Origin of the sequence: Demequina iriomotensis (assembly GCF_000971395.1) — a bacterium.
GTDB lineage: Bacteria > Actinomycetota > Actinomycetes > Actinomycetales > Demequinaceae > Demequina > Demequina iriomotensis.
The window spans coordinates 1-25,053 of sequence record NZ_BBME01000012.1 but is presented as its reverse complement, the minus strand read 5'-3'; the positions used below and the strand labels follow the sequence as shown (position 1 = coordinate 25,053).

General features: G+C 73.5%; 30 protein-coding genes. 14 read left to right on the top strand and 16 right to left on the bottom strand.

Translation table 11 applies throughout. The features are described from left to right. The first annotated feature begins 15 nt into the window (after positions 1–15). Positions 16–405, top strand: a complete 390-nt coding sequence (locus tag AOM09_RS07020; protein ID WP_062386047.1) for a hypothetical protein — start codon at positions 16–18, stop codon at positions 403–405. A gap of 105 nt (positions 406–510) precedes the next feature. Here AOM09_RS07020 and AOM09_RS07015 read toward each other — a convergent pair whose 3' ends face one another. Both AOM09_RS07015 and AOM09_RS07010 read right to left on the bottom strand, forming a co-directional pair. Next, positions 511–1,071 carry a dihydrofolate reductase family protein gene (locus AOM09_RS07015; RefSeq protein WP_062386045.1) on the bottom strand — a complete coding sequence of 187 codons (561 nt, stop codon included), beginning with the start codon at positions 1,069–1,071 and terminating at the stop codon, positions 511–513. A 46-nt stretch (positions 1,072–1,117) separates the two neighbouring features. Then, positions 1,118–1,645, bottom strand: a complete 528-nt coding sequence (locus AOM09_RS07010; protein ID WP_062386043.1) for a hypothetical protein — start codon at positions 1,643–1,645, stop codon at positions 1,118–1,120. A 95-nt stretch (positions 1,646–1,740) separates the two neighbouring features. Between AOM09_RS07010 and AOM09_RS07005 the strand changes: the two genes are divergently transcribed. Then, positions 1,741–2,451: a M50 family metallopeptidase gene (locus AOM09_RS07005; protein ID WP_062386041.1), complete on the top strand. Its 711-nt coding sequence runs from the start codon at positions 1,741–1,743 to the stop codon at positions 2,449–2,451. Here the strand turns inward: AOM09_RS07005 and AOM09_RS07000 are convergent. Both AOM09_RS07000 and AOM09_RS06995 read right to left on the bottom strand, forming a co-directional pair. Further along, positions 2,402–2,857, bottom strand: a complete 456-nt coding sequence (locus AOM09_RS07000; protein ID WP_228375079.1) for a very short patch repair endonuclease — start codon at positions 2,855–2,857, stop codon at positions 2,402–2,404. The genes AOM09_RS07005 and AOM09_RS07000 overlap by 50 nt on opposite strands. Beyond that, the gene (locus tag AOM09_RS06995; RefSeq protein ID WP_082098922.1) at positions 2,854–3,939 is read right to left on the bottom strand and encodes an HNH endonuclease signature motif containing protein; all 1,086 of its coding nucleotides are present in this window, start codon (positions 3,937–3,939) and stop codon (positions 2,854–2,856) included. The genes AOM09_RS07000 and AOM09_RS06995 overlap by 4 nt, the downstream gene beginning before the upstream one ends. Before the next feature lie 41 nt (positions 3,940–3,980). Here AOM09_RS06995 and AOM09_RS06990 point away from each other — a divergent pair, with 41 nt between their 5' ends. The 11 genes from AOM09_RS06990 to AOM09_RS06940 all read left to right on the top strand — a co-directional run bounded on the left by AOM09_RS06990 (position 3,981) and on the right by AOM09_RS06940 (position 11,405). Continuing rightward, positions 3,981–4,628: an NADPH-dependent F420 reductase gene (locus AOM09_RS06990; protein WP_062386037.1), complete on the top strand. Its 648-nt coding sequence runs from the start codon at positions 3,981–3,983 to the stop codon at positions 4,626–4,628. Between the two features lie 77 nt (positions 4,629–4,705). Continuing rightward, positions 4,706–5,287, top strand: a complete 582-nt coding sequence (locus AOM09_RS06985; RefSeq protein WP_062386035.1) for a hypothetical protein — start codon at positions 4,706–4,708, stop codon at positions 5,285–5,287. A gap of 70 nt (positions 5,288–5,357) precedes the next feature. Beyond that, positions 5,358–6,326: a thioredoxin-disulfide reductase gene (gene trxB, locus AOM09_RS06980; protein ID WP_062386033.1), complete on the top strand. Its 969-nt coding sequence runs from the start codon at positions 5,358–5,360 to the stop codon at positions 6,324–6,326. A 21-nt stretch (positions 6,327–6,347) separates the two neighbouring features. After that, positions 6,348–7,376 carry a metalloregulator ArsR/SmtB family transcription factor gene (locus AOM09_RS06975; protein ID WP_062386031.1) on the top strand — a complete coding sequence of 343 codons (1,029 nt, stop codon included), beginning with the start codon at positions 6,348–6,350 and terminating at the stop codon, positions 7,374–7,376. Beyond that, positions 7,373–7,786: an arsenate reductase ArsC gene (locus tag AOM09_RS06970; protein WP_062386029.1), complete on the top strand. Its 414-nt coding sequence runs from the start codon at positions 7,373–7,375 to the stop codon at positions 7,784–7,786. The genes AOM09_RS06975 and AOM09_RS06970 overlap by 4 nt, the downstream gene beginning before the upstream one ends. A gap of 63 nt (positions 7,787–7,849) precedes the next feature. Next, entirely contained in the window at positions 7,850–8,728 is an 879-nt protein-coding gene (locus AOM09_RS06965; RefSeq protein ID WP_062386027.1) for a hypothetical protein, read from the top strand. Beyond that, complete coding sequence (locus AOM09_RS06960) at positions 8,728–9,075, top strand: DUF2568 domain-containing protein (protein WP_062386026.1); 348 nt, start codon at positions 8,728–8,730, stop codon at positions 9,073–9,075. Before AOM09_RS06965 ends, AOM09_RS06960 begins: the two co-directional genes overlap by 1 nt. A gap of 24 nt (positions 9,076–9,099) precedes the next feature. Continuing rightward, positions 9,100–9,306: a ribbon-helix-helix protein, CopG family gene (locus tag AOM09_RS06955; protein ID WP_062386545.1), complete on the top strand. Its 207-nt coding sequence runs from the start codon at positions 9,100–9,102 to the stop codon at positions 9,304–9,306. A 3-nt stretch (positions 9,307–9,309) separates the two neighbouring features. Next, entirely contained in the window at positions 9,310–9,681 is a 372-nt protein-coding gene (locus AOM09_RS06950) for a type II toxin-antitoxin system death-on-curing family toxin (RefSeq protein WP_062386024.1), read from the top strand. 9 nt (positions 9,682–9,690) lie between these two features. After that, on the top strand, positions 9,691–10,806 hold the full coding sequence (locus AOM09_RS06945) for a branched-chain amino acid aminotransferase (RefSeq protein WP_062386022.1): 1,116 nt from the start codon (positions 9,691–9,693) through the stop codon (positions 10,804–10,806). A 59-nt stretch (positions 10,807–10,865) separates the two neighbouring features. Next, positions 10,866–11,405 (top strand): M48 family metallopeptidase, encoded by a 540-nt coding sequence (locus AOM09_RS06940; RefSeq protein WP_062386020.1) that lies wholly within the window; start codon positions 10,866–10,868, stop codon positions 11,403–11,405. On the opposite strand, the gene AOM09_RS06935 is transcribed toward AOM09_RS06940, so the two are convergent. The 12 genes from AOM09_RS06935 to AOM09_RS06880 all read right to left on the bottom strand — a co-directional run bounded on the left by AOM09_RS06935 (position 11,402) and on the right by AOM09_RS06880 (position 23,804). Further along, positions 11,402–12,910, bottom strand: a complete 1,509-nt coding sequence (locus tag AOM09_RS06935) for a hypothetical protein (RefSeq protein ID WP_062386019.1) — start codon at positions 12,908–12,910, stop codon at positions 11,402–11,404. The genes AOM09_RS06940 and AOM09_RS06935 overlap by 4 nt on opposite strands. Positions 12,911–12,998: 88 nt before the next feature. Then, positions 12,999–13,916, bottom strand: a complete 918-nt coding sequence (locus AOM09_RS06930; protein ID WP_156162281.1) for a hypothetical protein — start codon at positions 13,914–13,916, stop codon at positions 12,999–13,001. Beyond that, on the bottom strand, positions 13,913–14,470 hold the full coding sequence (locus AOM09_RS06925; RefSeq protein WP_062386016.1) for a sigma-70 family RNA polymerase sigma factor: 558 nt from the start codon (positions 14,468–14,470) through the stop codon (positions 13,913–13,915). The genes AOM09_RS06930 and AOM09_RS06925 overlap by 4 nt, the downstream gene beginning before the upstream one ends. Positions 14,471–14,606: 136 nt before the next feature. Next, positions 14,607–16,085 (bottom strand): hypothetical protein, encoded by a 1,479-nt coding sequence (locus AOM09_RS15175; RefSeq protein WP_062386015.1) that lies wholly within the window; start codon positions 16,083–16,085, stop codon positions 14,607–14,609. Further along, positions 16,082–16,666: an RNA polymerase sigma factor gene (locus tag AOM09_RS06915; RefSeq protein WP_062386013.1), complete on the bottom strand. Its 585-nt coding sequence runs from the start codon at positions 16,664–16,666 to the stop codon at positions 16,082–16,084. Before AOM09_RS06915 ends, AOM09_RS15175 begins: the two co-directional genes overlap by 4 nt. A gap of 49 nt (positions 16,667–16,715) precedes the next feature. Next, positions 16,716–18,269 (bottom strand): hypothetical protein, encoded by a 1,554-nt coding sequence (locus AOM09_RS06910; RefSeq protein WP_062386010.1) that lies wholly within the window; start codon positions 18,267–18,269, stop codon positions 16,716–16,718. Then, a complete protein-coding gene (locus tag AOM09_RS06905) occupies positions 18,269–19,177 on the bottom strand; it encodes a hypothetical protein (protein ID WP_062386008.1) in 909 nt (302 codons plus the stop codon). The genes AOM09_RS06910 and AOM09_RS06905 overlap by 1 nt, the downstream gene beginning before the upstream one ends. Next, positions 19,174–19,698 (bottom strand): RNA polymerase sigma factor, encoded by a 525-nt coding sequence (locus tag AOM09_RS15170; protein WP_062386005.1) that lies wholly within the window; start codon positions 19,696–19,698, stop codon positions 19,174–19,176. The genes AOM09_RS06905 and AOM09_RS15170 overlap by 4 nt, the downstream gene beginning before the upstream one ends. Before the next feature lie 64 nt (positions 19,699–19,762). After that, the gene (locus tag AOM09_RS06895) at positions 19,763–21,232 is read right to left on the bottom strand and encodes a hypothetical protein (RefSeq protein ID WP_062386002.1); all 1,470 of its coding nucleotides are present in this window, start codon (positions 21,230–21,232) and stop codon (positions 19,763–19,765) included. Then, positions 21,229–21,744 (bottom strand): sigma factor-like helix-turn-helix DNA-binding protein, encoded by a 516-nt coding sequence (locus AOM09_RS06890; RefSeq protein WP_082098919.1) that lies wholly within the window; start codon positions 21,742–21,744, stop codon positions 21,229–21,231. Before AOM09_RS06890 ends, AOM09_RS06895 begins: the two co-directional genes overlap by 4 nt. A gap of 54 nt (positions 21,745–21,798) precedes the next feature. Next, a complete protein-coding gene (locus AOM09_RS06885; RefSeq protein ID WP_062385998.1) occupies positions 21,799–23,247 on the bottom strand; it encodes a hypothetical protein in 1,449 nt (482 codons plus the stop codon). Continuing rightward, on the bottom strand, positions 23,244–23,804 hold the full coding sequence (locus AOM09_RS06880) for an RNA polymerase sigma factor (protein ID WP_062385995.1): 561 nt from the start codon (positions 23,802–23,804) through the stop codon (positions 23,244–23,246). The genes AOM09_RS06885 and AOM09_RS06880 overlap by 4 nt, the downstream gene beginning before the upstream one ends. Before the next feature lie 87 nt (positions 23,805–23,891). Between AOM09_RS06880 and AOM09_RS06875 the strand changes: the two genes are divergently transcribed. Then, positions 23,892–24,743 (top strand): alpha/beta fold hydrolase, encoded by an 852-nt coding sequence (locus AOM09_RS06875; protein ID WP_062385993.1) that lies wholly within the window; start codon positions 23,892–23,894, stop codon positions 24,741–24,743. Positions 24,744–25,053: the final 310 nt, after the last annotated feature.

The window sequence follows — 25,053 nt, the reverse complement described above, 5'->3', positions numbered from 1 at the left end:
CTGAATAATCTTCCGGTGACAATCGCCCAGGACATCGAGCCCCGGACCTACTTCCGATCCTTCGAGTCGGCGCTCGCGGACTTCAAGCCGCCCGCCGAGAACATCGATCAGATCGTCGAGACCGTCCGCGGCCTCCGCTACGAGCACGTGTACATCCCCGAGTCGCGCGCCTTCATCGCCCTCGAGCCCACAGGCGGGGGCAGCCCGGTCGCCTTCATCGCGCACGGCTACATCGCCGTCCACCCCGAGGACGGACAGAACTACTGGGTCGAGCTGCCCGCGCATCAGGCGAGCGCGAAGGGCTTCACCGCGGTGGTCGAGAAGGTGCAGGAGGCGGTCGTCCCGACGTGCGCCTCGTGCTTCACCAACCTGCCGTCGACCGGCCGCTGCGACTACTGCGACTAGTCCCGCCTCTCATACCCGATAATTGAACCGACTCCGAGGTCGGGTGCCCTTTCCTTCCAGTTCCGGGTTCCCGATCTCGGAGTCCTTCCATGTCCGGGCGCGTCGCTAAAGGACCTCGTAGTCGAGCGTGACGTGGCCGCTCGGGAACGTCTCGACCGCGCTGAGTCGCAGGCTGCGCGGGTGCCGCAGCCCCGGGGTCGACGGGCGTCCCTCACCCAGGAGGACGGGCACGATGCGCAGCCGCACGTGGTCGACCAGCTCGGCCTGGAGCAGCGCGCCCGCGAGCATGAGGCTGCCCCACACGATGACGTCGCCGGGGTAGCGCTGCTTGAGCCGGCGGACGCTGTCGCGCGGCTCGCCCGACTCGACGGTGGCAGACGAGTAGTCGCCCCACGGCGCCCGGCTCAGGGTGTTGCTGATGACGTGCTTGGGGGCGCCGTTGATGAAGTCGGCGAGCGGCTCCTCGGCGGTGGTACGACCGGGCCAGTAGGCCTCGAAGAGCTCGTAGGTGCGCCGCCCGAGCACGATCGCGTCCACGCGCGCGAGTAGCGCGAGCTGGCCGGGGTCGATCGGGTCGTCGGGCGGCACCACGAAGTCGAGCCCGCCGTCGGGACCGGCGGCGAAGCCGTCCGCGGTCACGATCTGCTCGATGATGAGGCGACCCACGCGGCCAGGATAGGTCGCGCCGACCGTCCCGCGCCGGGTGCCGGTGTCAGGCGCGCAGCGCGTGAGCCCGACTGTCGCTCAGCCGATCAGGCCGGGGCGCGGTGCGGAGATCCCTCGCGAGGATCACGAGCGCGGCGACCGCCGGGATCGCGGCCGCGGCGTCGACGAACGGCCCGGGGAACCCCATGCCGATCACGCCGTCGTCGGGCTGCGATGCGATCCACTGGGACGTCGCGAGCGCCGCGATCCACGGCACCATCCCGATCGCCGCGATCCAAGCGCTCGCGCGCCAGAGGCGACGGCCCACCGCGCGGTCGCCCGCCGCATCGTCCATCCGCCCGCGTCGCACCCACCACCCGGCGATCAGCGCGCCGGCGGTGGCGAGCATGAGGATGGGAAGCAGGTAGTTGGCCGCGTAGGGCATCGTGTGCTCGGTCGGCAGGGTGGAGGCGGCGGGATCGCGCCACGTGTCGAGCTGCTCTGGGGCTGCGGACGCCACGAACAGCGCGCCGAGCGCGAGGACGATGCGCAGCGCCAGCGATGCCGCCGACATGAGGCGCGAGGCGATGCTCATGGGCTCATCGTCGCTGGTGGAGAGCGCTTCCGCTACGGTGCGCGGGTCACGGTTCAGGCACGGTGCGCGGCGCGGGCGGCTAGGGTCGGGGGCCTATGGGCATCGGCGAGGCGTGGGACCGCATCTGGGCGGACGCCACGTCTGTGGTCGAGGCACCTCCGGCCGCGGTGTGGATCGCGTTGGCAGCGGTGCTCGCGTGCGTCGCGGTGCCCATGCTCTGGCACGCGGTCCGCCACGTGGTGACCCTGGTGCACGAGGCCGGGCATGCGCTGATCGCGACGCTGCTCGGGCGCGAGGTGCGCAGCATCCGCCTGCATGCGGATACGTCGGGCGAGACGGTCTCCCGCGGCGACGCGCGCCGGCTCCCGCTCGCGCTCAAGGCGTTCGCCGGCTATCCCGCGCCGGGCGTCGCCGGCGTCGCGGCGGCGTGGGGCGTGGGCGCCGGGCACGGGATCGCGGTGCTGTGGGCGGCGGTCGTGCTGACGATGCTGGTGATCGTCCGGGTGCGCAACGTCTACGGCCTGCTCGTGGTCGTCGCGATCGGTGCGGGGCTGGCGTGGGCCGCGCGGGCGCTCCCCGATTCGTGGCGCATCGGCCTCGCATGCGGCCTCGCGTGGCTGCTGCTGGTCGGGGCGGTGCGGGCGGTGGTCGAGCTCCAGACGGCGCGGGCGCGAGGGGCGCGCGGGTCGGACGCCGATGCGCTGGCCCGCCTCACGTACGTGCCGGGCGGCGTCTGGGTGGGGATCTTCTGGCTGATCACGGCGGGGTGCCTCGCGGTCGGCGCGTGGGTGCTCGCCGCGCGGTGACCGTGGCGATGATGGTCGCGGCGACATCTTCTGGGTCCTGGTGCTCCCAGAACCGGAGCACCAGCCAGCCTGCTTCCTCGAGCGCGGCGGTGGTCTCACGATCGCGCTCGCGGTTGCGCTCGAGCTTGGGCAGCCAGTAGTCGCTGTGCGCCTGGGGCCTCGTGCCGTGCACCGGGCACGAGTGCCAGAAGCAGCCGTCGATGAACACGGCGACCGCGGTGGGACGGAAGAGGAGGTCCGCGGTGCGCCGGACGCCCTTGATGGGGGCGGCGGCGACCCGGTACCGCAGCCCGGCGGCGTGGACGATGCGGCGCACGGCGAGCTCGGGGCCGGTGTCGCGCTTCTTGTTGGCTCGCATCGAGCGCGCGACTCCTGGGGTGGAGGCCCAGGAATCGCCAGGAGTCATCTGTCGACGGTATCCCTGTGCGATCGTGGCGCGACGGCCTGCAGAGTGCTCCGATGCTCGTCCCAGTGCTTGCCCAGCCAGTCGACCTGTGCATCCTTGAGGGTCACCGAGAGCGGTTCGGCATGCAGCTTCGCGTATTGCGGGTATGTCGCGAGCTCCGGTGCGACGTCGACCCTGAGCCGGGCGGGATCGACGGCGAGCAGGCCGTCGTCGAACAACCGATGGATGTCCCGTCGGAGCATGAGCCCGCCATGGGGCCGGTGCTCGCCGAGGGCTGCGTAGCTGTAGAGGTGCCCGGCGTCGAGCACGCGTTCCGGTGCACGTCCGGTGAATGCGCAGACGTTGCCCTGCTGGGCGAGGATCTGGTCGCGGAACTGGCGCTGGCCCCGGCGCACCCGCACGAGCGCATGCCTGAAGCCGTGGGGGATCGCGACGACGAGCCCGGAGGTGGGCGGGCGAACCACCTCGGGCATGCGACCCGTCAGCCGCGCGAGAGCGCGCAGCGCCCGCTTCTCCATGAGCGCGGCCTGCAGAGCCGACCAATCGATTGGTCGCATCGCGTTGAAGTCGCCGTCATGCACCATCAGGGCACGAACCTCGTCGCCGGTGAGGACGCCGTCGAGCGCGGTCCAGCCTGCGTCGTAGCGGGCTTGATAGAGATCGACCTCGACGATGTCGACGAGGGGTCGGTCGAACTCGAGATGGCAGTCCGGCTTCATGCACCGGTAGCGGGGAAGCTTGGTCTTCCGTTCGCTGACCCGCGTCGTGCGACACCGGGGGCAGCGGTTCAGCATCTTGGGTCCCCGAGTCGTGTCGATCTCCTCGATGACCGAGACGCCGAGCAGCCGTTCCTTGTCCCACACGGCGACGGGGTCCCCAACTGCGAGGCCCTTCGAGTTCGGAACATTGCTGTCCCACGAGTAGTACGCGTCGACCTGGTCGTCGTAGCCGTCGTTGCCTGCGTGGCCGCGATTCTCGCCGGCGGCCATCAGCAGCCAGGCGCGCGGGCCCGGGGGTGTCATGGAGAGCAGCTTGGCACGGCGAACGCCGCCCGCGTCCGAGCGACGCACCTGCATGCGCATCGTCCAGGAATACCCGCGCCCCTACGAGGGTTGCCGCCACCATGACCACCCTCGGCATCATCGGCTCCGGCCGCATCGGTTCCAACGTCGCTCGCGCCGCCACCGCGGCGGGATACGACGTCGTCCTCTCCAACTCGCGCGGCCCGGCCACGCTGGGCGAGCTGGTCGCGGAGCTCGGCGATCATGCGAGCGCCGCCACTCCGGAGGAGGCCGCGCGCCGCGGCGACCTTGTCCTCGTCGCCGTCCCGCTCGGGAAGATCGACCAGCTTCCGGCCGAGGCGCTGACCGGCAAGGTCGTCATGGACGCCAACAACTACTACCCCCAGCGCGACGGCCGCATCGCCGCGCTCGACGGCAACGAGAGCACCACGAGCGACCTGCTGCAGGCGCTCGCGCCCGGCGCCCGCATCGTCAAGGCGTTCAACAACATCTACGCGCACGAGATCCCTGCCGACGCCTCGCCCACGGGCACCGAGGGCCGTCGCGCGCTGCCCATCGCGGGTAACGACGAGGCCGCGAAGAGCCTCGTCGCGAGCTTCCTCGACGCGATCGGCTTCGACGCCGTGGACCTGGGGCCGCTCGCCGAGTCGTGGCGCGTCGAGCGCGACACGCCCGCCTACGGCAAGCGCACCACGGCGAGCGAGCTCGCGGCCATCCTTCCCACCGTGGAGCGCGTGCAGCAGGTCTAGCGGCGCTGCCGCCGCATGTCGCCGGGGCCGGATGCGGCTCGGCGCTAGGCTGGCCTGAACACCAGGGGGCGACCGGCATGATTCCAGGCCAGCAGGCGAATGCGGACCACCGCAACAGCGAGGGGCGCGACCCGCAGCAGGCGGGGGTGTCCGAGCACGGCGACGGTGCCGCACCCCCGGAGCCGAACCGCACGTGGATCGCCTTCGTCGCCATGGCCGTGGTGGTCGGCGCCGCGGTCGTCGGCTGGAACGCGATCTCCGACAAGGGCGACGATGCGGCACGCACGGCGCTCGCGGGGGCCGGAGCAACCATCGCGGACGACGCGACGGACGATGTCACGGTCTCGGTGCGAGGAGACGGCTTCCGCCTGTTCGTCTCGGACGCGACGCCGCGCAACGCGCTCAGCGGCACCGCGTTCGACATCGCGATCGCCGGCGACGCGGCCGCGACCGACGGCTGCAGCCCCATCGACTGGCCCCAGGACGGCGTGACCGCCGTCTCCTGCGTGGACGATGCTGCCGTGGTCCGCGTCTCGACGAGCGAGGGCGACTGGACCGTGACGCCGCCGGCGTACTACGCCGAGGCCCAGTACGCGAGCGATCTCGCGGACCTGGGAGCCGAGCTCGCCGGCGTGGTCCGCTTCGACGCGGGGGAGTAGCCGCCGCGCAGCCATGCGCAGGCGCACATGGCCGCTTGCAGTCTGATTAGAGGTATGTCTAAATAGAGACATGTCGAATCAGCGTGCTCTCATCATCGTCGGTTCTGGTCCTGCCGGGTATACGGCGGCTATCTATGCGGCGCGTGCGGGTTTTGCGCCGTTGGTGGTGGCGGGGTCGATCACGGCGGGTGGGGCGTTGATGAACACCACGGAGGTGGAGAACTTCCCGGGCTTCGTCGAGGGGGTGCAGGGTCCGGAGCTGATGGAGACGTTGCAGGCGCAGGCGGAGCGTTTCGGTGCCGAGGTGCTGTTCGACGATGCGGTGTCGCTGGATCTTGAGGGTCCGGTCAAGACGGTGGTGACGGGCATGTCGGGCACCTACACCGCGCAGGCGGTGATCCTCGCGACCGGGTCGGCGTACCGGGAGCTGGGGCTGGACGATGAGAAGCGGCTGTCGGGCAAGGGTGTGTCGTGGTGCGCCACGTGCGACGGGTTCTTCTTCCGTGACCAGGCGGTGGTGGTCGTCGGTGGTGGCGACTCCGCGGTGGAGGAGGCGACGTTCCTGACCCGGTTCGCGTCCAAGGTGTATCTGGTGCACCGCCGCGGTGAGCTGCGGGCGTCGAAGATCATGGCCGACCGTGCCCATGCGGATCCGAAGATCGAGTTCGTGTGGGACTCCGAGGTGGTCGGCCTCGACGGTGAGGACAAGCTCGCCGGGGTGCGGGTGCGCAACCGGGTCACCGGTGAGGAGTCGACGCTGGCCGCGACCGGCATGTTCGTCGCGATCGGTCATGAGCCGCGCAGCGAGCTGGTCAAGGGTGTGGTCGACACCGACACCGAGGGCTACGTCCAGGTCATCGGCCGCACCACCGCGACCAACGTCTCCGGTGTGTTCGCGTGCGGCGACCTGGTCGACAACCGTTACCGCCAGGCCATCACCGCCGCCGGCTCGGGCTGCGCCGCCGCCCTCGACGCCCAACACTTCCTCGACGGTCTCGCGGATCCCGACGCCGGGCTCGCGCTCGCCGCGCAGGTCTGACCCGGCGAAGGAGCACGTGCCATGTCCACCGCGACCCACCCGGCACGGGAGACGTGCATCGGCAACATCGACGCCTGCACCATCGCGCCCGAGCTCGCGACAGCCGCGGCGGCCATCCTCAAGGCGGTGGCCGACCCGTTGCGTCTGCGGATGATCGCGCTCATGGCGCAGGCGCCGGACGGCGAGGTGTGCGTGTGCGACCTCACCGAGCTCGGGGACGTCTCGGGCCCCACGGTGTCGCACCACCTCAAGACGCTCAAGGAAGCCGGGGTGGTGGTCGCCGAGCGTCGCGGAACCTGGGTGTACTACCGCGTCGCCGCGGCCTACGTGCCGACGGTGAGGGCGCTCCTCGAGACGCTCGTGCCGGCGAGCGCCGCTCGCAGCGCCGCGCACGAGGTCGTCGAGCTCGAGGACGTGAGCCGCGCGCTCGCCGAGGTCGAGGCCGGCCTCACCGGGGTCTTCCCGGAGATCGGAGCGAAGGAGGTCGCGCGCATCGTCCGCGAGTCCTACGCCGCTCTCGCGCGTCGCGCGACCATCCACCAGCACCTGGTGCCGCTCACGCGGCACTTCGCGCGTCAGCGCCTCGAGGACGTCCGCAAGGCCGAGTCGGCCGCCGCGGTCCATCCGCCCCAGGTGCTGTTCGTGTGCGTGCAGAACGCGGGCCGCTCGCAGATCGCCGCCGCGCTCCTCCAGCACTACGCGGGGGACCGGGTGGTGGTGCGTTCCGCCGGCTCGGCGCCGGCGCCGCAGGTCCACGCGAGCGTCCGCCCGCGCCTCGAGGCGCTCGGCGCGGGCGAGGCGGCCTTCCCCAAGCCACTGACGGACGATGCGGTGCGCGCCTCCGACGTGGTGGTCACCATGGGCTGCGGCGACGTCTGCCCCGTCTATGCCGGCACGCGCTACGAGGACTGGCAGGTCGGCGACCCGGCCCTCGCCAGCGCCGCAGGCGTCGACGCCATCGTCGACGACCTCGACGCGCGCGTGCGCACGCTCCTGTCCGACCTCCTTCCCGACCTCACCCTCCCCCCGATCCGAAAGGCATCCGCATGACCGTCAAGCCCTCCGCCCTCTTCGTCTGCGTCCACAACGCGGGCCGCTCCCAGATGGCCGCCGGCTACCTCCGGCACCTCTCCGGCGGCGCCGTCGAGGTCCGCTCTGCGGGCTCGATGCCCGCGGACCAGATCAACCCCGTCGCGGTCGAGGCGATGCTCGAGGACGGCATCGACATCCGCGAGGAGAGCCCCAAGGTGCTCACCGCCGAGGCCGTCGAGGCCTCCGACGTGGTCATCACCATGGGGTGCGGCGACGTGTGCCCGTATTTCCCCGGCAAGCGCTACGAGGACTGGAAGCTCGAGGACCCTGCGGGCCAGGGCATCGACTCCGTCCGTCCCATCCGCGACGAGATCAAGGGCCGCATCCTCACCCTGCTCGAGGAGCTGGGCGTCCAGCCGGTCGCCTGACACGCATCGTCCCTCCTCCCAGGGTCCCTGGTCGGCGCCCGCGGCCTGCCCTAGATTCGAGTCATGTCAGTCGACTGGTCGATCCTGGTCCCGGGCCTCATCATCGCCATCGTGGCGGGTGCGGCGGTGGGCGGGTTCCTCGACCTCTCCCGCCGCGTCGAGGAGCGCCGTACCCGCCGGCGCGCGTTCGCGGACGAGGCGCCGGTCGCGCTGTCGAGCGCGCACGACCTGCTGATCCCGCCTCTCGCGAAGGATCCCTCCTCCCTGGTGCCGCCCGAGAGCCTCACCCGCGGCGTGCGCGAGCAGGCCGTGCGCCTCACGCGCGGCACCGAGCGCCAGCGCGCCGGGGTGCCTGCGATCGACATGGTGCTCGAGATCGACCGAGCGCTCGAGGACCTCGCGGTGCGCGGCCGTGCCCTCGACGGCCGGCTCGCGATCGTCATGGCGGCGGCGCCCCAGACGCTCGAGCAGCGCCTGGTGCTGCGCCTCGCGACCCAGGCCGTCCAGAAGGACCCGGTCCCCGGCGACGTCATCCCGCGCATCGAGAACCCCGAGGCGCAGGCGGCCTTCGAGGGCGACCCGGCGCTGGTGGCGGAGGTCATCCGCTACCGCCGCGCGCAACAGCTGCTCCACGAGGCGCGCGATGCGTTCGTCGATCATTGGTGGACGGTGCGCGACCTGCGCCTCGCCTCCGAGACGCGGCTCGCGACGGCGCGCCACGAGCAGGGGGAGAACGGCCGCCGCGCGGCCAAAGCGCTCGAGCGGGAGCTCGCGGAGGCGATCGCGGCGGACTTCGCGCGCAACTGGGCGCGCATCGATCACGGCATCGCGCTGGCCGAGGTGGCCGATGCCGCTCCCGCCGCGCCACCTGCCGCCGCGAACGCGCCGCATCCGGAGCAGACCCCCGGCGCCGCCGCACGCCCCGGCAGGATCCAGCTCTGATGAGGTGGCTCGGCGGCGGGTTCGTCTTCCTCGCGGAGCTCACGCTCTACGCCGTGCTCGTGTGGTGGCCGGTCGCGGCCATCGGCGGCGCGGTGGGCTGGGTGCTCGCCATCGCACTGCCGATCGCCGTGGGATCGCTGTGGTTCACGTTCCTCTCGCCCAAGGCCCGCCGACCCCTCGGGTCGGTCCCGACGCTCGTCGCGCGCACGCTGCTGCTCGCCGCCGGCTCGCTCCTCTACGCCTCGCTGGGCGCCGGGATCATGCTGTGGGTCCACACGGCGGCGTGGGCGATCGGCACCCCCATCGCCGTGCGCTGGCCCATCGAGGATCCGCCCTCGTCGCCGTGATACCACGGTGATACCGTGGTGCGCATGGCGATGACATTGCGTACGGATTCAGCACTTGAAGCAGCCCTCGAACTCCTCGCACGGGAGGAGGGTCTGTCGCGGCAGGAGGTCGTTCGGCGTGCGGTGCTCGAGCGTGCTGACAAGCTGACGCGGCGCCAGCGGCTCGCGAACTTGACCGATGAGGCGTTGAGCGAGTGGAGCGAGACCCTCGAGCGCCTGGGCCGGGAGTGACCGGTGACCGGCTACATCGAGCTCGATGAGCTCCTCGAGATGGGGCGCCTCGCGGGACTCGGCCCGGTGCGGGACGCGGGACTGCTCGAATCCGCGCTTGCGCGACCCGCGACAACGCTGATGGGCGTCGACGCATACCCATCGCTTGAGCTCAAGGCCGCGGCCCTCCTGCACTCGATCGTGAAGAACCACGCATTGGCGGACGGAAACAAGCGTCTCGGATGGCTCGCGACGGTCGTATTCATCGGGTTCAACGGACAGCGCGTCCAGCTGAGCCAAGCCCAGGCGTTCGACTTGGTGTGGGCGATCGCCGACGGCACCCTCGACGCGGTCGCCGACATCGCCGCGCGGCTCCCGCTGGTCCCGCGGGGCTAGGCTCGGCGCATGGAGACGCAGGCCCTCACCGCATCGTTCACCGTCATCCCGAACCGCCACCCGGCGTCCGCCGAGGAGCGGTGGATCGCGATGGAGAACCCCGTCTTCGGCAAGGTCTTCACGGATCACATGGCGCGCGCGACGTGGCGCGACGGCGAGGGGTGGGCCGACCGCCGCATCGTCGCCCTGTCGCCGCTGCCCATGCACCCCGGTGCGGCGGTGCTGCACTACGCGCAGCAGGCCTTCGAGGGGCTCAAGGCCTACCGTCACGAGGACGGCTCGATCTGGCTGTTCCGCCCCGAGGCCAACGCGGCACGCCTGGCCGCGAGCTGCCGCCGCATGGCGCTTCCCGAGGTGAGCGAGCAGGACTTCCTCGCCGCGATCGAGGGTGTGATCGCCGCGGACCAGAACTGGGTGCCCGGCACGCCGGGGGCGAGCCTGTACCTGCGGCCGTTCGTCATCGCGACGGAGCCGAGCCTGCTGGTGCAGCCCGCGCACGAGGTCGACTTCCTGGTGACCGCGAGCCCCGTCGGCGCCTACCTGTCCACCGAGGGCGACGGCGTCGCCATCTGGGTGTCGCGCGGCTACCACCGCGCCAACCCCGGCGGCACGGGCGAGGCGAAGACGGCGGGCAACTATGCAGCGAGCATGCTTCCCCAGCGTGAGGCGAAGGAGCACGGCTGCCAGCAGGTGCTGTTCCTCGACGCCAAGGAGGACACGTACGTCGAGGAGCTCGGCGGCATGAACGTCATCGCGGTGCGCGCCGACGGGGGCATCGTGACCCCGCGCCTGACCGGCACGATCCTCCCGGGCGTCACGCGCGACTCGATCCTCACGCTGCTGCGCGACGAGGGCCGCGAGGTCGAGGAGCGCGACCTCGCGCTGACGGAGATCCTCGAGGGGCTCGAGTCGGGCGCGATCGTCGAGCTGTTCGCCTGCGGCACCGCCGCGGTGGTCACGCCGATCGCGCGCCTGGTCTCCGACGACTTCGACGTCGCGGTGCCGTCGCGGGAAGGCGAGTCGGTGGCCGATGCGGTGCTCGCCCGCCTCACCGACCTCCAGTACGGCCGCGCGGAGGACCCCCACGGCTGGATGCGCAAGGTGGTCGACGCGCCCGAAGGCTGACCCGCATTCGGCCTGTGGACAGTCCCGAGCGTGTCGGTGGGCGCGCCTACAGTGTTCGCATGTCCGGCCCGATCCCCGCCTACACCCTCACGCGGCGACGCATGAAGAACCTGCGGATGGTGGTGCGGCCGGGCACGGGCGAGGTGGCGGTGAGCGCGCCGCTGCGCACCCCGCAGCGTGAGATCGACGCGTGGGTGCGGTCCAAGGCGGCGTGGATCGAGGCCAAGCAGGCCGAGGCGGCCGCTCAGCCCGCGGCGCTCGCACCCGGCCCCGAGGCCGACGCCCTGCGACGGGCGCTGCGCCCGGTCCTCGCGGCGCTCATCGCGGAGTGGGTGCCGGTGATGGGGGTTCCGGAGCCCACCTGGGGCATGCGGATCATGCGCACCCGCTGGGGCAGCTGCAACACGACGCGGCGCTCGCTGACCTTCAACGTGGAGCTCGCGCGTCACGGGTACCACCTGGTCGAGTACGTGGTGGTGCACGAGCTGGCCCATCTGCTCGAGCCCAACCACGGTCCAGGCTTCTACGCCGTCATGGACCGGCATCTGCCCGGCTGGCGCGAGCATCGCGCTGAGCTCAACGGGCGCGCCGTCGACTAGTCGAGCGGCGCCTCGAGGATCAGCACGCGGGACGGGTCGTCGACGAACGGCATCGACACCCTCGCGGTCGCGGCGCCCGTGCCGCCGATGGACGTGGCGAGCGCGTCGAGGTCGATCGGGTGGCTCGCCCACAGGGGTCCGGGCGTGAGCTCCGAGTAGCCGCCCTGCGTCCCGGGGCCCAGGGGATAGCCGCCGTCATAGCCGAACACGACGGCCGCACGGCGGCCGTCGGGAAGCCATGCGGTGCCCTCGGTCACCAGGTCGTCGTAGCCGGTGAGCGCGAGCGTGTCCCGCGGAGCCGCCTGCGCGCCGACGTCGCCCTCGATCAGCAGGCGGGGGTGGTCGGCGAGGATCGGGCGGTCGGCGACCGCGTCGACAGCCCACTCGAACGTCGGCCCGTACGTGCCCTCGCCGACGGCGCCGGCGCCGGCTCCCGAGACCAGCGCGCCGTCGACCCACCCCGCGTCGCAGGCGACCACGGCCGACCACGCACTCCCGTGGAGGACGCGTCGCGGGATGGTGCACAGCAGCGCCGCCTGCGCATCGTCGCGCGGAGCCTCGCTCCGCGCCCGGGGCACGAAGCCGGTGGCCAACGCGTCTGCGGTGAGCCCGGGCCTCGGGGTCGCGATCGGCATGGTGACCTCGAGCAGCAGCACGCTGAACCCGTCCTCGGACGCGCCGGGCACGCGCATCTGGAACGTGATCGCGCCGGAGGCGGCGCCGTGCGCGATCGCCCACGTCGGCGAGGCCTCCGCGCCGGGCGCCGGCGCCTCAGCGGCGAAGGTGAAGCCCGTCCCGAGCGAGGTGCCGGGCTCGACGGTCATCCCCGGATCCTCGGAGGGCTCCAGCAACGCCGTGCGTCGCGAGCCTTCGACCCACAGCGACGTGCCGTCGTACTGGAGGAAGTCGTGCGCCGCGCCCTCGCCCTGCGGCGCGTCCGGGTCGCTGAGGAGCGCGGTGAGCCCGCTTCCCCACGTGATCTGCACCGGCACGCCGCCGGTCGCGGCGAAGGTCACGTCGAAGTCGAGCCGCGCCCGCTCCGCGCCCACGAAGGCGGTCACCTGCGACATGGGGTCGATCCCGACCAGCCGCCGGTCGCCGACCCATACGGCCGCGCAGTCGACCAGGGCGCCCGTGGCCTGGGACGCGTCGCACACGAGCGCCTCCTGGCGGTCGCCGCTCTCGCCCGCGTGCCGCGGCGTCGCGCTCGCGATGAGCGAGGCCGCGGACAACGGACCCGCATGCGTGCTGGGGATGTACTGCGCCTCGGTCGCGGAGGGCGAGGGCGCGGCAGGCGCCGGTGTGTCGGTGCCGGGCACCCGCGCGGCGCTCACGGCGAGCGCGGCGACCGCCAGCACGCCGATGCCCCCGGCGGCGGACGCGCCGAGCCGCCGGCGACGTCGCGAGCGCACCCGCGCGGCCGCGCGCGTGGCGAGCCCGCCCAGCGACTCCTGGGCACCCGCATCGTCCTCGGCCCCGAGCGCGCGCACGAGCGGGGCGCTCATCGCGTGGTCCTCGCGTGCATCGTCCCCCCGGCGGTCGTGTGCGATCGATCCTGCCAGGTGCGACGGGCCCGACGCGGGAACGCGGCGGCTACGGCGTCGCGGCGCCGGTCCACGTGTCGCGCAACGGCACCTCGAGCACCACGAGGGTCGAGCCGTCGCCCGTGGTCGCCACCATGGGCACCGTGAGCCGCAGGTCCGCGCGGTCGAGATCCTGCTTGGGCTCCCAGCGCTGCTTCACGGTGACGGTGCCGCGCATCGTGTCGCCGGGGTCGAGGGTCGTGAGCGCGGAGACGTGCGCGAGCCCCAGCATCCGCACCGAGTCCGACTTCCACAGGCTCGCGCCCATCATGATCCCGGTGTCGGGGAAGCCCACATACGCCCAGTGGGCGCCGGGGCCGGGCTCGGCCGCGGTCTGCACGTTCACCACGGCGCCGGCACGGTCCACCGTGACCGGGACGTCACCGGAGTTGCGGACCTCCCAGGTCACGTCGAGGTTGCCCGAGGCGGCATCATGAGCCGCGACGAGCCCGGTGCGTTCGAGCACGGGTCCCTCCTCGAGCCACACGGCGTCGCAGACCCAGTAGTTCAGGCCGTACGCGCCCACGTTGGCTCCCTCGAACGCGACGTTCTCCTCCGCGTCGACGTCGCACAGGAATCCCGCCTGCCGCCCGTCAGGAGCGTCATGGAAGGTCCGCGGCTCGGCCGCGGCCTCCACGGTGGGCGGGCCGATGAGCGTCGTGGGGGCGGTGGCGACCGACACGGGCGACGCCGTGGGGGCGGGTGCCGCAGGTGCGGGCGCGACCCCGTCGGAGGGGACCTGCGCGATCGCCACGCCGACCGCCCCGACGGTCGCGAGGGCACCCACGGCGATGCCCGCCGCGCGGCGTCGGCGCGATCGCCTCACTCGGTGCATGACGGGAGGGACCACGAACGCGGCGCGCGAGGAGAACAGCGCCTCGCCCTCGGCGATCTCTCCCTCGAAGACCTGCTCCACCGGACCGCTCATCGCGAGCCCCCTTCGATCACGATGACATCCGCGTCGCTGCCGCCGTCCGTCGCGTCCGCGGGCTCGAGCCCGAAGCCACCCGACGTGCGCTGCAGCGTCTCGACGGCATGCGACAGGTACTTGCGCACCGTGCCCGGCGCGAGACCGAGCTCGTGGGCGATCGCCGCGGCTGAGAGCCCGTCGTAGTAGCGCATCACCAGGCACGTCCGCTCGCGTGGCGGCAGCGCGCGGACGGCGTCCCTGACGGCGCCGCGCAGCGCCGACCCCTGAGCGGGGTCGGGCTCGAGCAGGTCCGCCTGCCGGTCGTCGCGTCGCGGTCGGGACGCCTCGCGCCGATGCGTGTCGATGAACGCGGTCTGAATGGCCCGCTTGACGTACGCGTGCGCGGCCGCGAGCCCGGCCGGGACGCGGTCGCGCCGGAACGATCGCACCAGCGCCTCCTGGAGCAGGTCCTCCGCGACATCCGCGTCACCCGCGAGCAGGTACGCGTACCCGAAGAGCGCTCGGCCGCGCTCCCGCACGAGGGCTTCGAGCGTCTCGGGCCACGTCGCCATGGTGGTACCTCCCCCGTAGGAGAACGTACGGGGGAGCAAAAGTGCGGTGTGCCGCGCGGGAACGGGCCCGCCCGGCCGTGCCGCGTCCGCGCGCGCCATGGGGCACGCGCGGACGCTTTCCGGCGGGTCCTGCGTCCTAGGGGGCGCTGAGCGTCGGCGGCCCGTCCCACTGCGCCTCGAGCACCAGCTCGCGCGCGCCGTTCGCGTCGTCCTCGCGCGCCACCCGGATCGTGATGAACGCGCGGTCGGCATCGGCGAGCTCCCTGCCCGAGGCGTGGCCGATTCCGGAGAGCGTCTCGCCGGGCTGGAGCACCACCACGTCCGTCTCGGAGGCGAGGAAGGCGTAGTGATCGCCCTCGCCGGTCCACCCGACCGAGGTGTTCTCCGACGTCGACATCCAGCCGGCGCCGTCGATCTCGACGGCGATGCCCATCGCCGCCCGGTCGAGGCTGAGCGTGCCGTCCGACACGTTGCGCAGCGTCCAGGCGATGTCGAGGTAGTCGGTGTCGCCGCTCGCGCTCAGCTCCGTGACCTCGATCTGCGGCCCGCCCGGGATCCACACGGTGGGACACAGGGGTGAGGACCAGCCGGGCTCGCCGTCGTTGTCGGGCGCGCCGTTGACGCGGGGGTTGGCCGCATCCCCGATGTGGCACGCGAGGGCCGCCTGGGCATCGGCCCGGGTCTCGCCGGGCGCGCGTGCCTCGAGGCCGTCGAACGCCGGGGTGACCGGGTCGAGCGTGCCTGTCGCGGGCACGGTCGCCGAGGCCTCGAGCAGCAGCTCGTGCGTGCCCACGGCGCCAGCGGGCGGGATGCGGACCTGCACGACGAGCGTCGCGTCGAGCGTGCCGTCGGCCAGCTCCTCGAGGGGCGAGGCGAAGCCCGGACCGTCGAGCTGGTCGGGCGCGAACGTCGACGCTCCCGTGAGGGAGTCGCCCGGCGCGAGGCGCACGATGCGCGACTCTCCCTCCATGTGCGCGGTCCGCTCGGTATCGCCCGACCACAGCGACGTCGCGACGATGCCGCCGTCCGTCATCGCGATCCCCGTCCCCTCGCCGTCCGGATCGGTGGTGAAGGCGAGCGACGTCCCCGCCTCGTCGACCAGCAGCGCCTCGTCGGTCGTGTTCGTCAGCTGCCACGTCACGGAGACGGCACCATCGCCCGCCACGGTGACGGACGCCGCGCTGACCTCGAGCATGGGAGCGTCGCCCACCCACACCGCGCCGCACGAGTCCGCGAGGGACCCCTCGAACTGCTCGCCCCACGGGTTGTCGCTCACCGCGTCGAACTCGCACACGAGCGCGGCCTGGCCGGTGCCGGCCTCGCCCCGCACCCGCGGGGCGGTGTCCCAGCGCAGGTCCTCGGCGGTGACGGCCGCCGCGGTCGGCGTCGGGTCGGCGGGCGCGATCTCGGTGCGGTCGCCGCCCCACGCGGACGCGCCGATGGCCACCCCGGCCACCGCGATCGCGGCGACCCCCGCGGCACCCACGCCGCGCATCGTCCTCGCGCGCCGCACTCGCGACCGCGCCGGCCCGACGACCCCGGCGACGCGGGCGTCGAACAGCTCGCCTCCCGCCTCGGCGCCGCGCGCGAGCGACTCCATCAGCTCGTTGCTCATCGCGTGCCTCCCTTCGTCATGATCACCACGTGCTCGTCCCCGCCCTCCAGCGCGTCCGCCGGGTCGAGCCCGAAGTCGCCGTACGTGCGCTGGAGGGTCGCGATCGCGGTCGACAGGTAGCCGCGCACCGTGCCGGCCGAGAGGCCCAGGTCCGCGGCGATCGCGGTCGAGGACAGCCCGTCGAAGTACCGCATGACCACGCAGGTGCGCTCGCGGGGAGGCAGCGACTGCACCGCCTGCAGCAGCGCGTCGCGGGTGGACGATGCGCCCGTCGGGTCCGGCGCGACGCGGTCGGCCTCGCGGTGGTCGCGTTGGGGACGCGCGCTCGCGCGCCGGTGGGCGTCGATGAGCGCGGTCTGCATCGCCCGCTTGACGTAGGCGTGCGCCGCCTCGAGCGACTCGGGACCCCGGCCCCGCTTGAACGCGCGGACGAGCGCCTCCTGCAGCAGGTCGTCGGCCGCGTCGGCGGATCCCGCCAGCACGAACGCGTACCCGTACAGGGCTCTGCCACGCTCGCGCATCAGCGCATCCAGCGTGTCCGACCAAGCGCTCACCGCGTCCCCCGATCCCGTCGCGTGCATCCTTCCACCGCACAAGACGCACCGCGGGGGAGAAACGCAGGGTCGATCCCTACGGCGATGCGGCAGGCTCGGCGCCCGCGAGCGCGAGCGGAGTCTCGAGGATGAGCACGCGGCTCGGGTCGCCCAGGAACGGCACGTCGACCTGGGCGGTGACCGTGCCGCCCGCCTCAATCGCGGCGACCACCTTCGAGACGTCGATCGGCTCGCCGTCGGTGAGCATGGCGGGGAACAGGGAGTCGTGACCGCCGATCTCCTCGCCCGGACCGATGTCGCGCGCGACGTCGGCGTTGTCCAGGAGCGCGATGCGGCGCCCGTCCGCCGCCCACGCGTTGCGCGCCGTGACCACGCTCGAGCCGAGCCGCCTCAGCGGCGTGGCCGCATCGCGCACGTCGTCCGGCGCCTGCTCGACCAGCAGCCGCCACCCGGCGACCTCGAGCGAGCCCGTGGTCGCGGTCAGCACGCCCCAGCCGACGAGCGGCGCGACGTCGCCCGCCGTGATCCCCAGGGTGCCCGCGTCCGCGACGATGCGCGTAGGCAACCACCCCGCCTCGCACGCCGCCTCGCCCGCGGCGTACGGGAACGAGCCGCCCGGTTCGGCCCGGAGGTCCGGCGGCACCTCGCACAGCAGCGCCGCCTGCGCGCCGTCCCGGCGCTCGCCCGGCAGCCTCGGCGTGAGGTCCGCGACGAGCGTGTCCGCGCTCACGCCCGCCGCCGGCTCGGGCACGGCGGCCTCGGCCTCGAGGAACAGCTCCCGCGTGCCCGAGATCCCGAACGGCTGCACCCGCACCTGCACGCCGACCGTCGGCGCGTCCGCGCCCGTGGCGATGTCCCACACCGCGTCGCGCGGCTCGCCGCGCCCCGGCTCCCTGCCGATGAACCGCGTGGAGCCCTGCACGTACTCGCCGGGCTCGACGGTCACCGGACGCGAGGTGCCGCTGAGCGTCGCGTAGCGCTGCGTGTTGGACGCCCAGAGCGAGCCGCCCGCGTAGCGCCCCTCATCGAAGCCGCGGTCGGTGGTGACCTCGCCGGGATCCGTGAGGAGCGAGACGAGCACGCCGCCCGCGTCCAGCGCGAGCGCGGCCGATCCGCGGTTGCGGACCGCCCAGTCGACGGTGATGATGGCGCGGCCGTCCCCCGTGAAGGTCGTGACCGTGGTGGAGGAGCGGTCGATCGCGATCAGCGGCTCGCTCCCGGCCCACGCCGCCGAGCACGTGGCACGCACCGGGAGATCGTTGCGATCGGACGATGCGGCCCACGGGTTTCCTCCCTCCCTCACCGAGCACAGCACCGCCCGCTGCGCGGGCGCCCGCGCAGCGACGTCTCTGGCGCGTTCGACCACGGTCGCGGTGAGGTCCTCCGCGAACATCGTGGCGGTCACCGTCTGCACCGGCGCGGGCGGCGCCGGGTCGCCGCGGTCGAGGCCCGGCAGCACCGTGGCGGCCGCCCAGACCACGGCGACGCCCGCACCTGCCCACGCTGCCGTGCGGCTGCGCCGTCCGCGCCGCGCGCGCCGCCGCGCACGCTCGGCGACCCCGTCGGCATCATCGGCCTCGCGGCCGGGCGCTGTGCCCGCCTCGAGGGCCTCGACCAGCCCCGGCGTCATCAGGCCCCCTGCCCGTCGGTGAGGGGGACCTCGAGCACCAGGGCGTGCGCGGCATCGTCCTCGAACGGCACCACCACCGCGCCGGTCGCGACGGCTCCCTCCGCGAGCGCGCGGCGCAGCCCGTCCGCGTGGATCGGCGGACCCTCGCTGCGCTGGTCCGGCGCGAGCTCGGCACGGGCGAGCAGCGTCATGCTCGGCTCGAGGCGGACCGTGGCCGTCCCTGGCCTCATGAGCGCGCCGCGCAGGCCCTCGCCCGCCCACGCCGTATCCGCCACCACGAGCCTCCCGAGCACGCTCGCGCGCGGCTCCGCGGCGTCGGCGTCCCCGACGCCCCGTTCGAGGAGGAGGTACCACCCGGTGGTCGCGAGCCGCTCACCGGTGACGTTGGCGACCGCCCACGTCACCGCATCGGGCGTGCCTAGGGGCCCGTCGAGCACGGCGACCTGCTTCCGCGCCTCGAGCACGGGCCCCGCGACGGACCCGGCGCGGCACGCGGCATCATCGCCCCACGCGGATCCCTTCCCGTCCTGGGCGGTGCCCGTGAGGTCGCACAGGAGCGCCGCCTGCCGGCCGTCGACGACCTCGGAGGACGCGGTCCGGGCCTCGAACGAGGCGACCAGGGCGTCCGCGGTGAGCGCAGCCTCGCGCGGCTCGGCCGCGGGGACGCTGCGCTCGACGCGCGCGACCGCGTCCGGTGCGGCGCCGCGCCCTCCCGGCGACGACGTCACGACGGCCGCGGCGACGGTGACCAGGAGCGCGGCCGACGCCGCGGTGATCGCGCCGCGGCGACGCCGGGTCCTGACGATGCGTCGCCGTGCGCCGCGCGCGATGGCGGCGGCCGAGGTGGCGGTCGTGGCGGTCGACGCCGCACGGTCGCCCCCGAGCGCGGCGCGGAGCGGCTCGCTCACCAGCCGTCGCCGATCGTGACCACGTCGCGCGCGAGCGCGCCCCCCGCGAGCGCATCGTGCACGTCGAGCCGGAGCTCGGGGTGCGCGGCGTCGAGGTACTCGACCGCGTGGGTGAGCGCGTCCCCGACCATGCCTGCGTGCAGCGCGGTCTCGCGGCAGATGGCCGGCACGGCGAGCCCGTCGATGTAGCGCATCGCCAGCAGCGCGCGCTCGCGGACCGGGAGCGCGCGGAGCGACTCCTCGACGCGCGGCGCGGCGCTGCTTGCGGTGCGCGCGCCGGACTCCGCCTCGGAGCCGTCGGCGGCCACCCGGACCGCGGCCCGCCTGATCGCGCTCTGCACCTCGGCGAGCGCGCCGTCGACGTCGCGCGGGCATGCGCGGCGCCCGAAGACCGCCGCCAGCGCGTCCTCCACCACCGTGCTCGCGAGCTCGCCGTCACCCGTGAGCGTGCGGGCGTACGCGAGCAGCCCCGCGCCATGCGCGAGCATCGTCGCGTCGAGCACCTTCTCCCAGCGGCTCACATCGCCCCCTCGAGGACGCTTCGATCCTCCCACCGGCGTCGCGCGCGCGCATCGCGGGAGGCGCCTACCCCGTCGGCACCGGCAGCTCGAGCACCAGCAGCAGGTCGTCATCCGCGAGCAGCGGCAGCGCGATCTGCGCGGTGGCCGTGCCGCCCTCCCGGCGCGCCTCGGACGCGTCGAAGTACGCGTGCATGTCGGCCGGCCAGTCGAACGTCGCGTCCCAGTGCTGGAGCGCCACGAGGCGCGAGCCGTCGTCGAGCCAGGCGCTCCGGGGCAGCACGGTGCTGCCGGTGTCCGTCCAGGTCGGTTGATCCTCCGCGCGGGCCTCCGCATCGGGCGCGCTCTCGATCAGGGTCGCGAACGAGTAGACCTGCACCGGCACGCGCTGGACATTGGAGACGATGCGCGTATCGGAGTCGACCGAGGACACCTCATCCTCGGTGAGGACCTCGAAGAGCGTCCCCGCGATCGTGCCGGGCTCGCAGGCCCGGACGCTCTGGTAGTCGAAGCCCGACACGCTCGCGGGTCGGGCCCACGCGGGTGCGCTCAGGTCGCACAGGAGCGCGGCGGTGGACCCCGCGGGCACCTCGTCGCCGCGGGCGCGGGGCTCGAAGGTGGCCGCGAGCGCATCGGGGGCCATGCCGACCTCTCCGACCACGAGCGGCATCGACACCTCGAGCAGCAGCTGACGACGGGAGTCCGGCTGGGCGGAGCCGACCGAGAGCCACGCGGTCACCTGCGCGTCGACCGCCTCGGCGGCGCCCGTCGCGACAGCCCACACCGGGTCGGGCTCCTCGCCGGGCTCGGGGGCGACGGCGTCGAAGGTCACCTGGGTGACCGCGTAGCCCTGGCCGTCGAGCATCCACCTCTCGTCGGACGGGGGCACGATCGCCGTGCGCGTGAGCGGGCCGGTCCAGGCGGACTCGGCGCGGTCGCCCTCGAGTCCGCCGGCCGGCTTCGCATCCGGGGCGAGCTCGACCGCGGCGGGACCGAGGGCGACGGACGCGTCCAGGCCTCGGCTCGAGGCGTTGCGGACGGCCAACGTCACGGACAGGCGAGCGCGATCGCCGTCGATGTACGCGGTGACGCTCGACGACGACTCGTCGACCCGCAGCAGCGGTTGAGCGTCGATCTCCACCGCCGCGCACTCGGCGACCTCCTCGGGTGCGGCGTCCGCGGCGCAGATGACCCCGGCCTGACCCGCGACCTCGGCGCCGTGGAATCGTGGTGAGGCCTCGGCGAGCAGCTCCTCGGCGGTGCGGATGCCGGCCGCGCGGGCGACGGGCTCTGCGGTCGCCGTCGGGCTCGGCGTGCTCGCGGGCAGGGTGGTCGCCGAGGGGCCCGTGGCGCCCAGCGCGACCGCGACCGCGGCGAGCCCCGCGAGTGCGCCGCCCCCGAGCCCGCCGGCGCGGATGCGTCGCCGCCGATGGACCGTCGTCGCGGTCCGAGCCGTCACCGCGTCGAGCAGCTGCGGCGCGGCCGCGCGTCCCTCGTCGGACTCCGCGCCGATCGCGCGCTCGAGCGCCGCGCTCACCGTGCGTCGCCCACCGCGGTGGTCTCGAGCACGCCGCCCTCGAGTGCGTCCTCGACGGTCACGCCGATGCCCGGGTAGACCTCGCGCAGTGCGGTGACGGCACGGGCGAGATCCGAACGCACCGCCGCGGCCTTGAGGTCCACCTCCGACGCGATGGCCTCGACCGCGAGCCCGGCGCCGTACCGCAGCACCACGAGCGCGCGCTCGCGCCCGGGCAGCGTCGCGAGCGCGGCCCGCGCGAGGGACGATGCCTCGGTCGGGTCGTCCGCCGGCGCCAGGGGAGCGGCAGGCACGGCCGAGCGCACGGCCGCGTGCCGCATCGTCCTGCGCACCGACTCGAACGCCGCGTCCGCGTGCTCGGGCACGTGGCCGCGGGAGAACGCCGCGGTCAGCGCGTCCTCGAGCAGGCGGGCGGCCTGCTCGCCGTCGCCGGTGAGCTCGCGCGCATGCGCGAGGAGCGCCTCACCATGCGCCTGCATGGTCGCGTCGAGCATGCGCTGCCATCGCCTCATCGGGCCCCCGTCCCTCGTGTCGCCGATCCTGCCAGGCACGATCGAGGTCCGCCATCATCCGGAGGTGGGAATCTCGCCGTTCCACGGAATGTCGAGGAACAGCTCGCGATCGCCGGTCGCGTCGTCGACGGCGGCCACGCGGATCTGGACGCTGAACCGCAACCGGCCGAGCTCCGCGATCTCGGACAGGGGGACCACCCGTTCACCGGAGATGAGCATGCCGGGCATCACGGTGGCGACCTCGGACTCGGCGCGCACCACCGCGTGACGCGAGGTCGCCGAGGTCCAGATGCTGTTCGCGAAGACCGTCCCGTCCGAGCCGTACACGATGCCACCGTCGTTGAGCGGCTCCGTGTCCGCCGGCCACTCGAACACCAGCGTGGTCCCGCCGGTGTCGAGCTGGAGGGGGAGCTCGCCCGCGTTCTTCGCCGTCCAGCGGACGGTGAGGTTGTCGTGGGCCTCGTCGACGGCGAACGTGACGTCGGCGAGGGACACCAGCGGCGCATCGTCGGTGAGCCAGACCGCCGTGCAGAACGGGTCGATGGCCTCCTGGGCCTGCGGGTCCGTGCGGGGGTTGGCACGATCCTCCAGCGCGCAGTCGACGCCCGCCTGCGCCGATCCGCGGTCGAAGTCCTCCCGGTGCCGTGCGACGGCGGTGGCGCGCAGGTCGTCGGACGTGAGCGCGTCGACGCTGCTGGTCGCATCGATGCGGAAGGCCGCGACCGCGCCGTCTCCCGCGTCGGCGAGCAACCACAGCTCCCGCGCATCGCTCGCGTCGGCGAACGGCACGCGCACCAGCGCGCGCAGGCCGACCCGCGTCCCGGGCTCCACGGCGGAGCCGGCACCGAGCCCGACCTGCGTGGTCCCGCTCTCGGTCGCGCCCGCGGCGAGCACCGTGCTGTGGGCCTCGCCCATGACCGCGAGATCGGCGAGCGCCGCGGCCGCCGTCTCTTCGACGTCCACCGTGGGCTCGATGAGCGGGAGAACCGCCCATGGCACGATCATGAGGTCGGCGTCGGACACGTTCGCCACCCCCCACCTCACATCGGCGGCCGCTCCGTCCTCGACCAGCTCGACCGTGGTCGGCGCCGGGTCGATCTCGACCAGCGGTGCGTCGCCGATCCAGAGCTGATCGCACCGCCGCTCGGGCAGCGGCGTGCACAGCCACGCCATCTGCGCGGCGTCCCGCTGCTCGACGGTCGACTCGCTCAGGAGCTGCTCGGCGGTCGCCGCGGCGCCATGGGCAGGCGCGGCGACGCTCGCCGTCGCCGTGGGTGACGAGCTCGCCGGCGCGACCGGGGCGCTGCCGCCCGTCGCGACCGCCACCGTCGCGACCGCGCCGACCACGAGCGCCGCGAGTCCCGCCGTGCCCACGGTGCGCATCGTCCGAGCGCGGCTCACCTTCCGTGCGGCGGTGCTCATCATGGCATCCGCACGCGCGCCGTACTCGGCATGCGCGGCCTCAGCGCGCCGCGCCATGGCCTTCTCCAGCTCGCTGCTCACCGTGCGCCTCCGTTCGACGTGATGATGACCGTGGACGATCCGCCGCCCGTAGCGGCATCGGAGGGATCGAGCCCGAAGTCGCCGTGGGTGCGCCGCAGCGTCGCGATCCCGTCATGCAGGTAGCGGCGCACCGATCCGGGCGCGAGCCCCAGCTCCTCCGCGATCGCGGTGGCGTTGAGGCCGTCGAGATAGCGCATGACGATGCACGTGCGCTCGCGCGGGGGCAGCGAGGTCACGGCGTCCATGAGCGCGTCCAGCGTGTCGGCCGCGGCGGTCGGGTCGGGCGCGATGCGCTCGGCCTCGCGGTGATCGCGTTGGGGTCGCGCCTGCGCGCGTCGATGGGTGTCGATGAACGTGGTCTGGATCGCGCGCTTCACGTACACATGCGCGGCGTCGATGCCCTGGGGTGCGCCGCGCCGTCGGAACGCGCGCACCAGCGCCTCCTGCACCAGGTCCTGCGCATCGTCCCCGTCGCCCGTCAACACGTACGCATACGCGAAGAGCGCGCCCCCGCGCTCGCGCATCACCGCCTCGAGCGTGTCCCGCCAGCTGCTCACTCGACCCCCTCCGTCGGCACTGACAACGCATCGTGGCGCGCGGGTGTTGGGTCCGAGCCTCCGCCACGCGGGGATAGCGTCATGCCTATGGCACGTGAAGGTGATCTGAGCCGACCCGACGGGCGCATCGTGCACTGGTACGAGGACGGACCCGCGGACGGGGTGCCGCTCTTCTGGCATCACGGGACCCCGAACATCGGCCAGCCGCCCGGACCGCTCATGTCGCCGGCGGCGGACCGGGGGTTCCGGTGGGTGTCGCTCGACCGGCCCGGGTACGGGGGCTCGACCCGTCGGGAGGGACGATGCGTCGCGGACGTCGCCGAGGACGTCGCCGCGGTCGCGGACGAGCTCGGCATCGCGCGGTTCGCGGTGGCGGGTCACTCCGGCGGGGGCCCGCACGCGCTCGCGTGCGGCGCGATGCTGCCCGACCGCGTGCTGGCGACCGTGGCGGTCGCGAGCCTCGCTCCCTACGGCGCGGCGGGTCTCGACTGGTACGGCGCCATGGGCGCGGGAGGGCGGGCCGAGCTCGAGGCCGCGGCCATCGGGCCCGCCGCGCTGCGGGCGCAGCTCGAGGCGGAGTGGGATCCCGAGATGTTCACCGACGAGGACCACGGCGTGCTCGCGGGGGCGTGGAGCTGGTTCGGCGGGATCGTGAAGGCCGCCATGGCGCACGGGCCGGACGCGATGGTCGATGACGATCTCGCGTATGTGACGGACTGGGGGTTCGACCCTGCGGACGCCGCCGCGAACCCGGTGCTCATCGCGCACGGCGGGCGCGACCGCGTGGTGCCCATGACCCACGGCCAGTGGCTGGCGGCGGCGATCCCCGGCGCGGGCTGGCGCGCGTACGAGGGCGACGGGCACGTCTCCGTCCTGCTGCACGCCGACGATCTCTTGGACTGGCTCGCGGGTGCGGTCGAGCACCGGAAGGTGGGCTGACCGAGCGCCACCCCTCCGCGTGCGAGCGACCTACCTGGTGTCACCAAGTTATGGCCGTCTCGGTTGGACAACGCCGAAACATCTGTGTAACTTGTTCCGAGTTGCCAGCGAGCAGCCCGGGAGGGCGAGACGCGGCGACGGAGGCTCCGTCAGGGTCCTGGAGAGCGGTCAGCGAACCGGTCAAAAGGATGTAAGATGGAGAGCCGCTCGGGTCGAGCAGCTCCGACCGAAAGCCGCAAGGCGATTGGACAGGAAGCCCGGACCCGAGTAACATGGAGAAGTTGCCCCGAGCGAGGTCCTGGAAGGGATC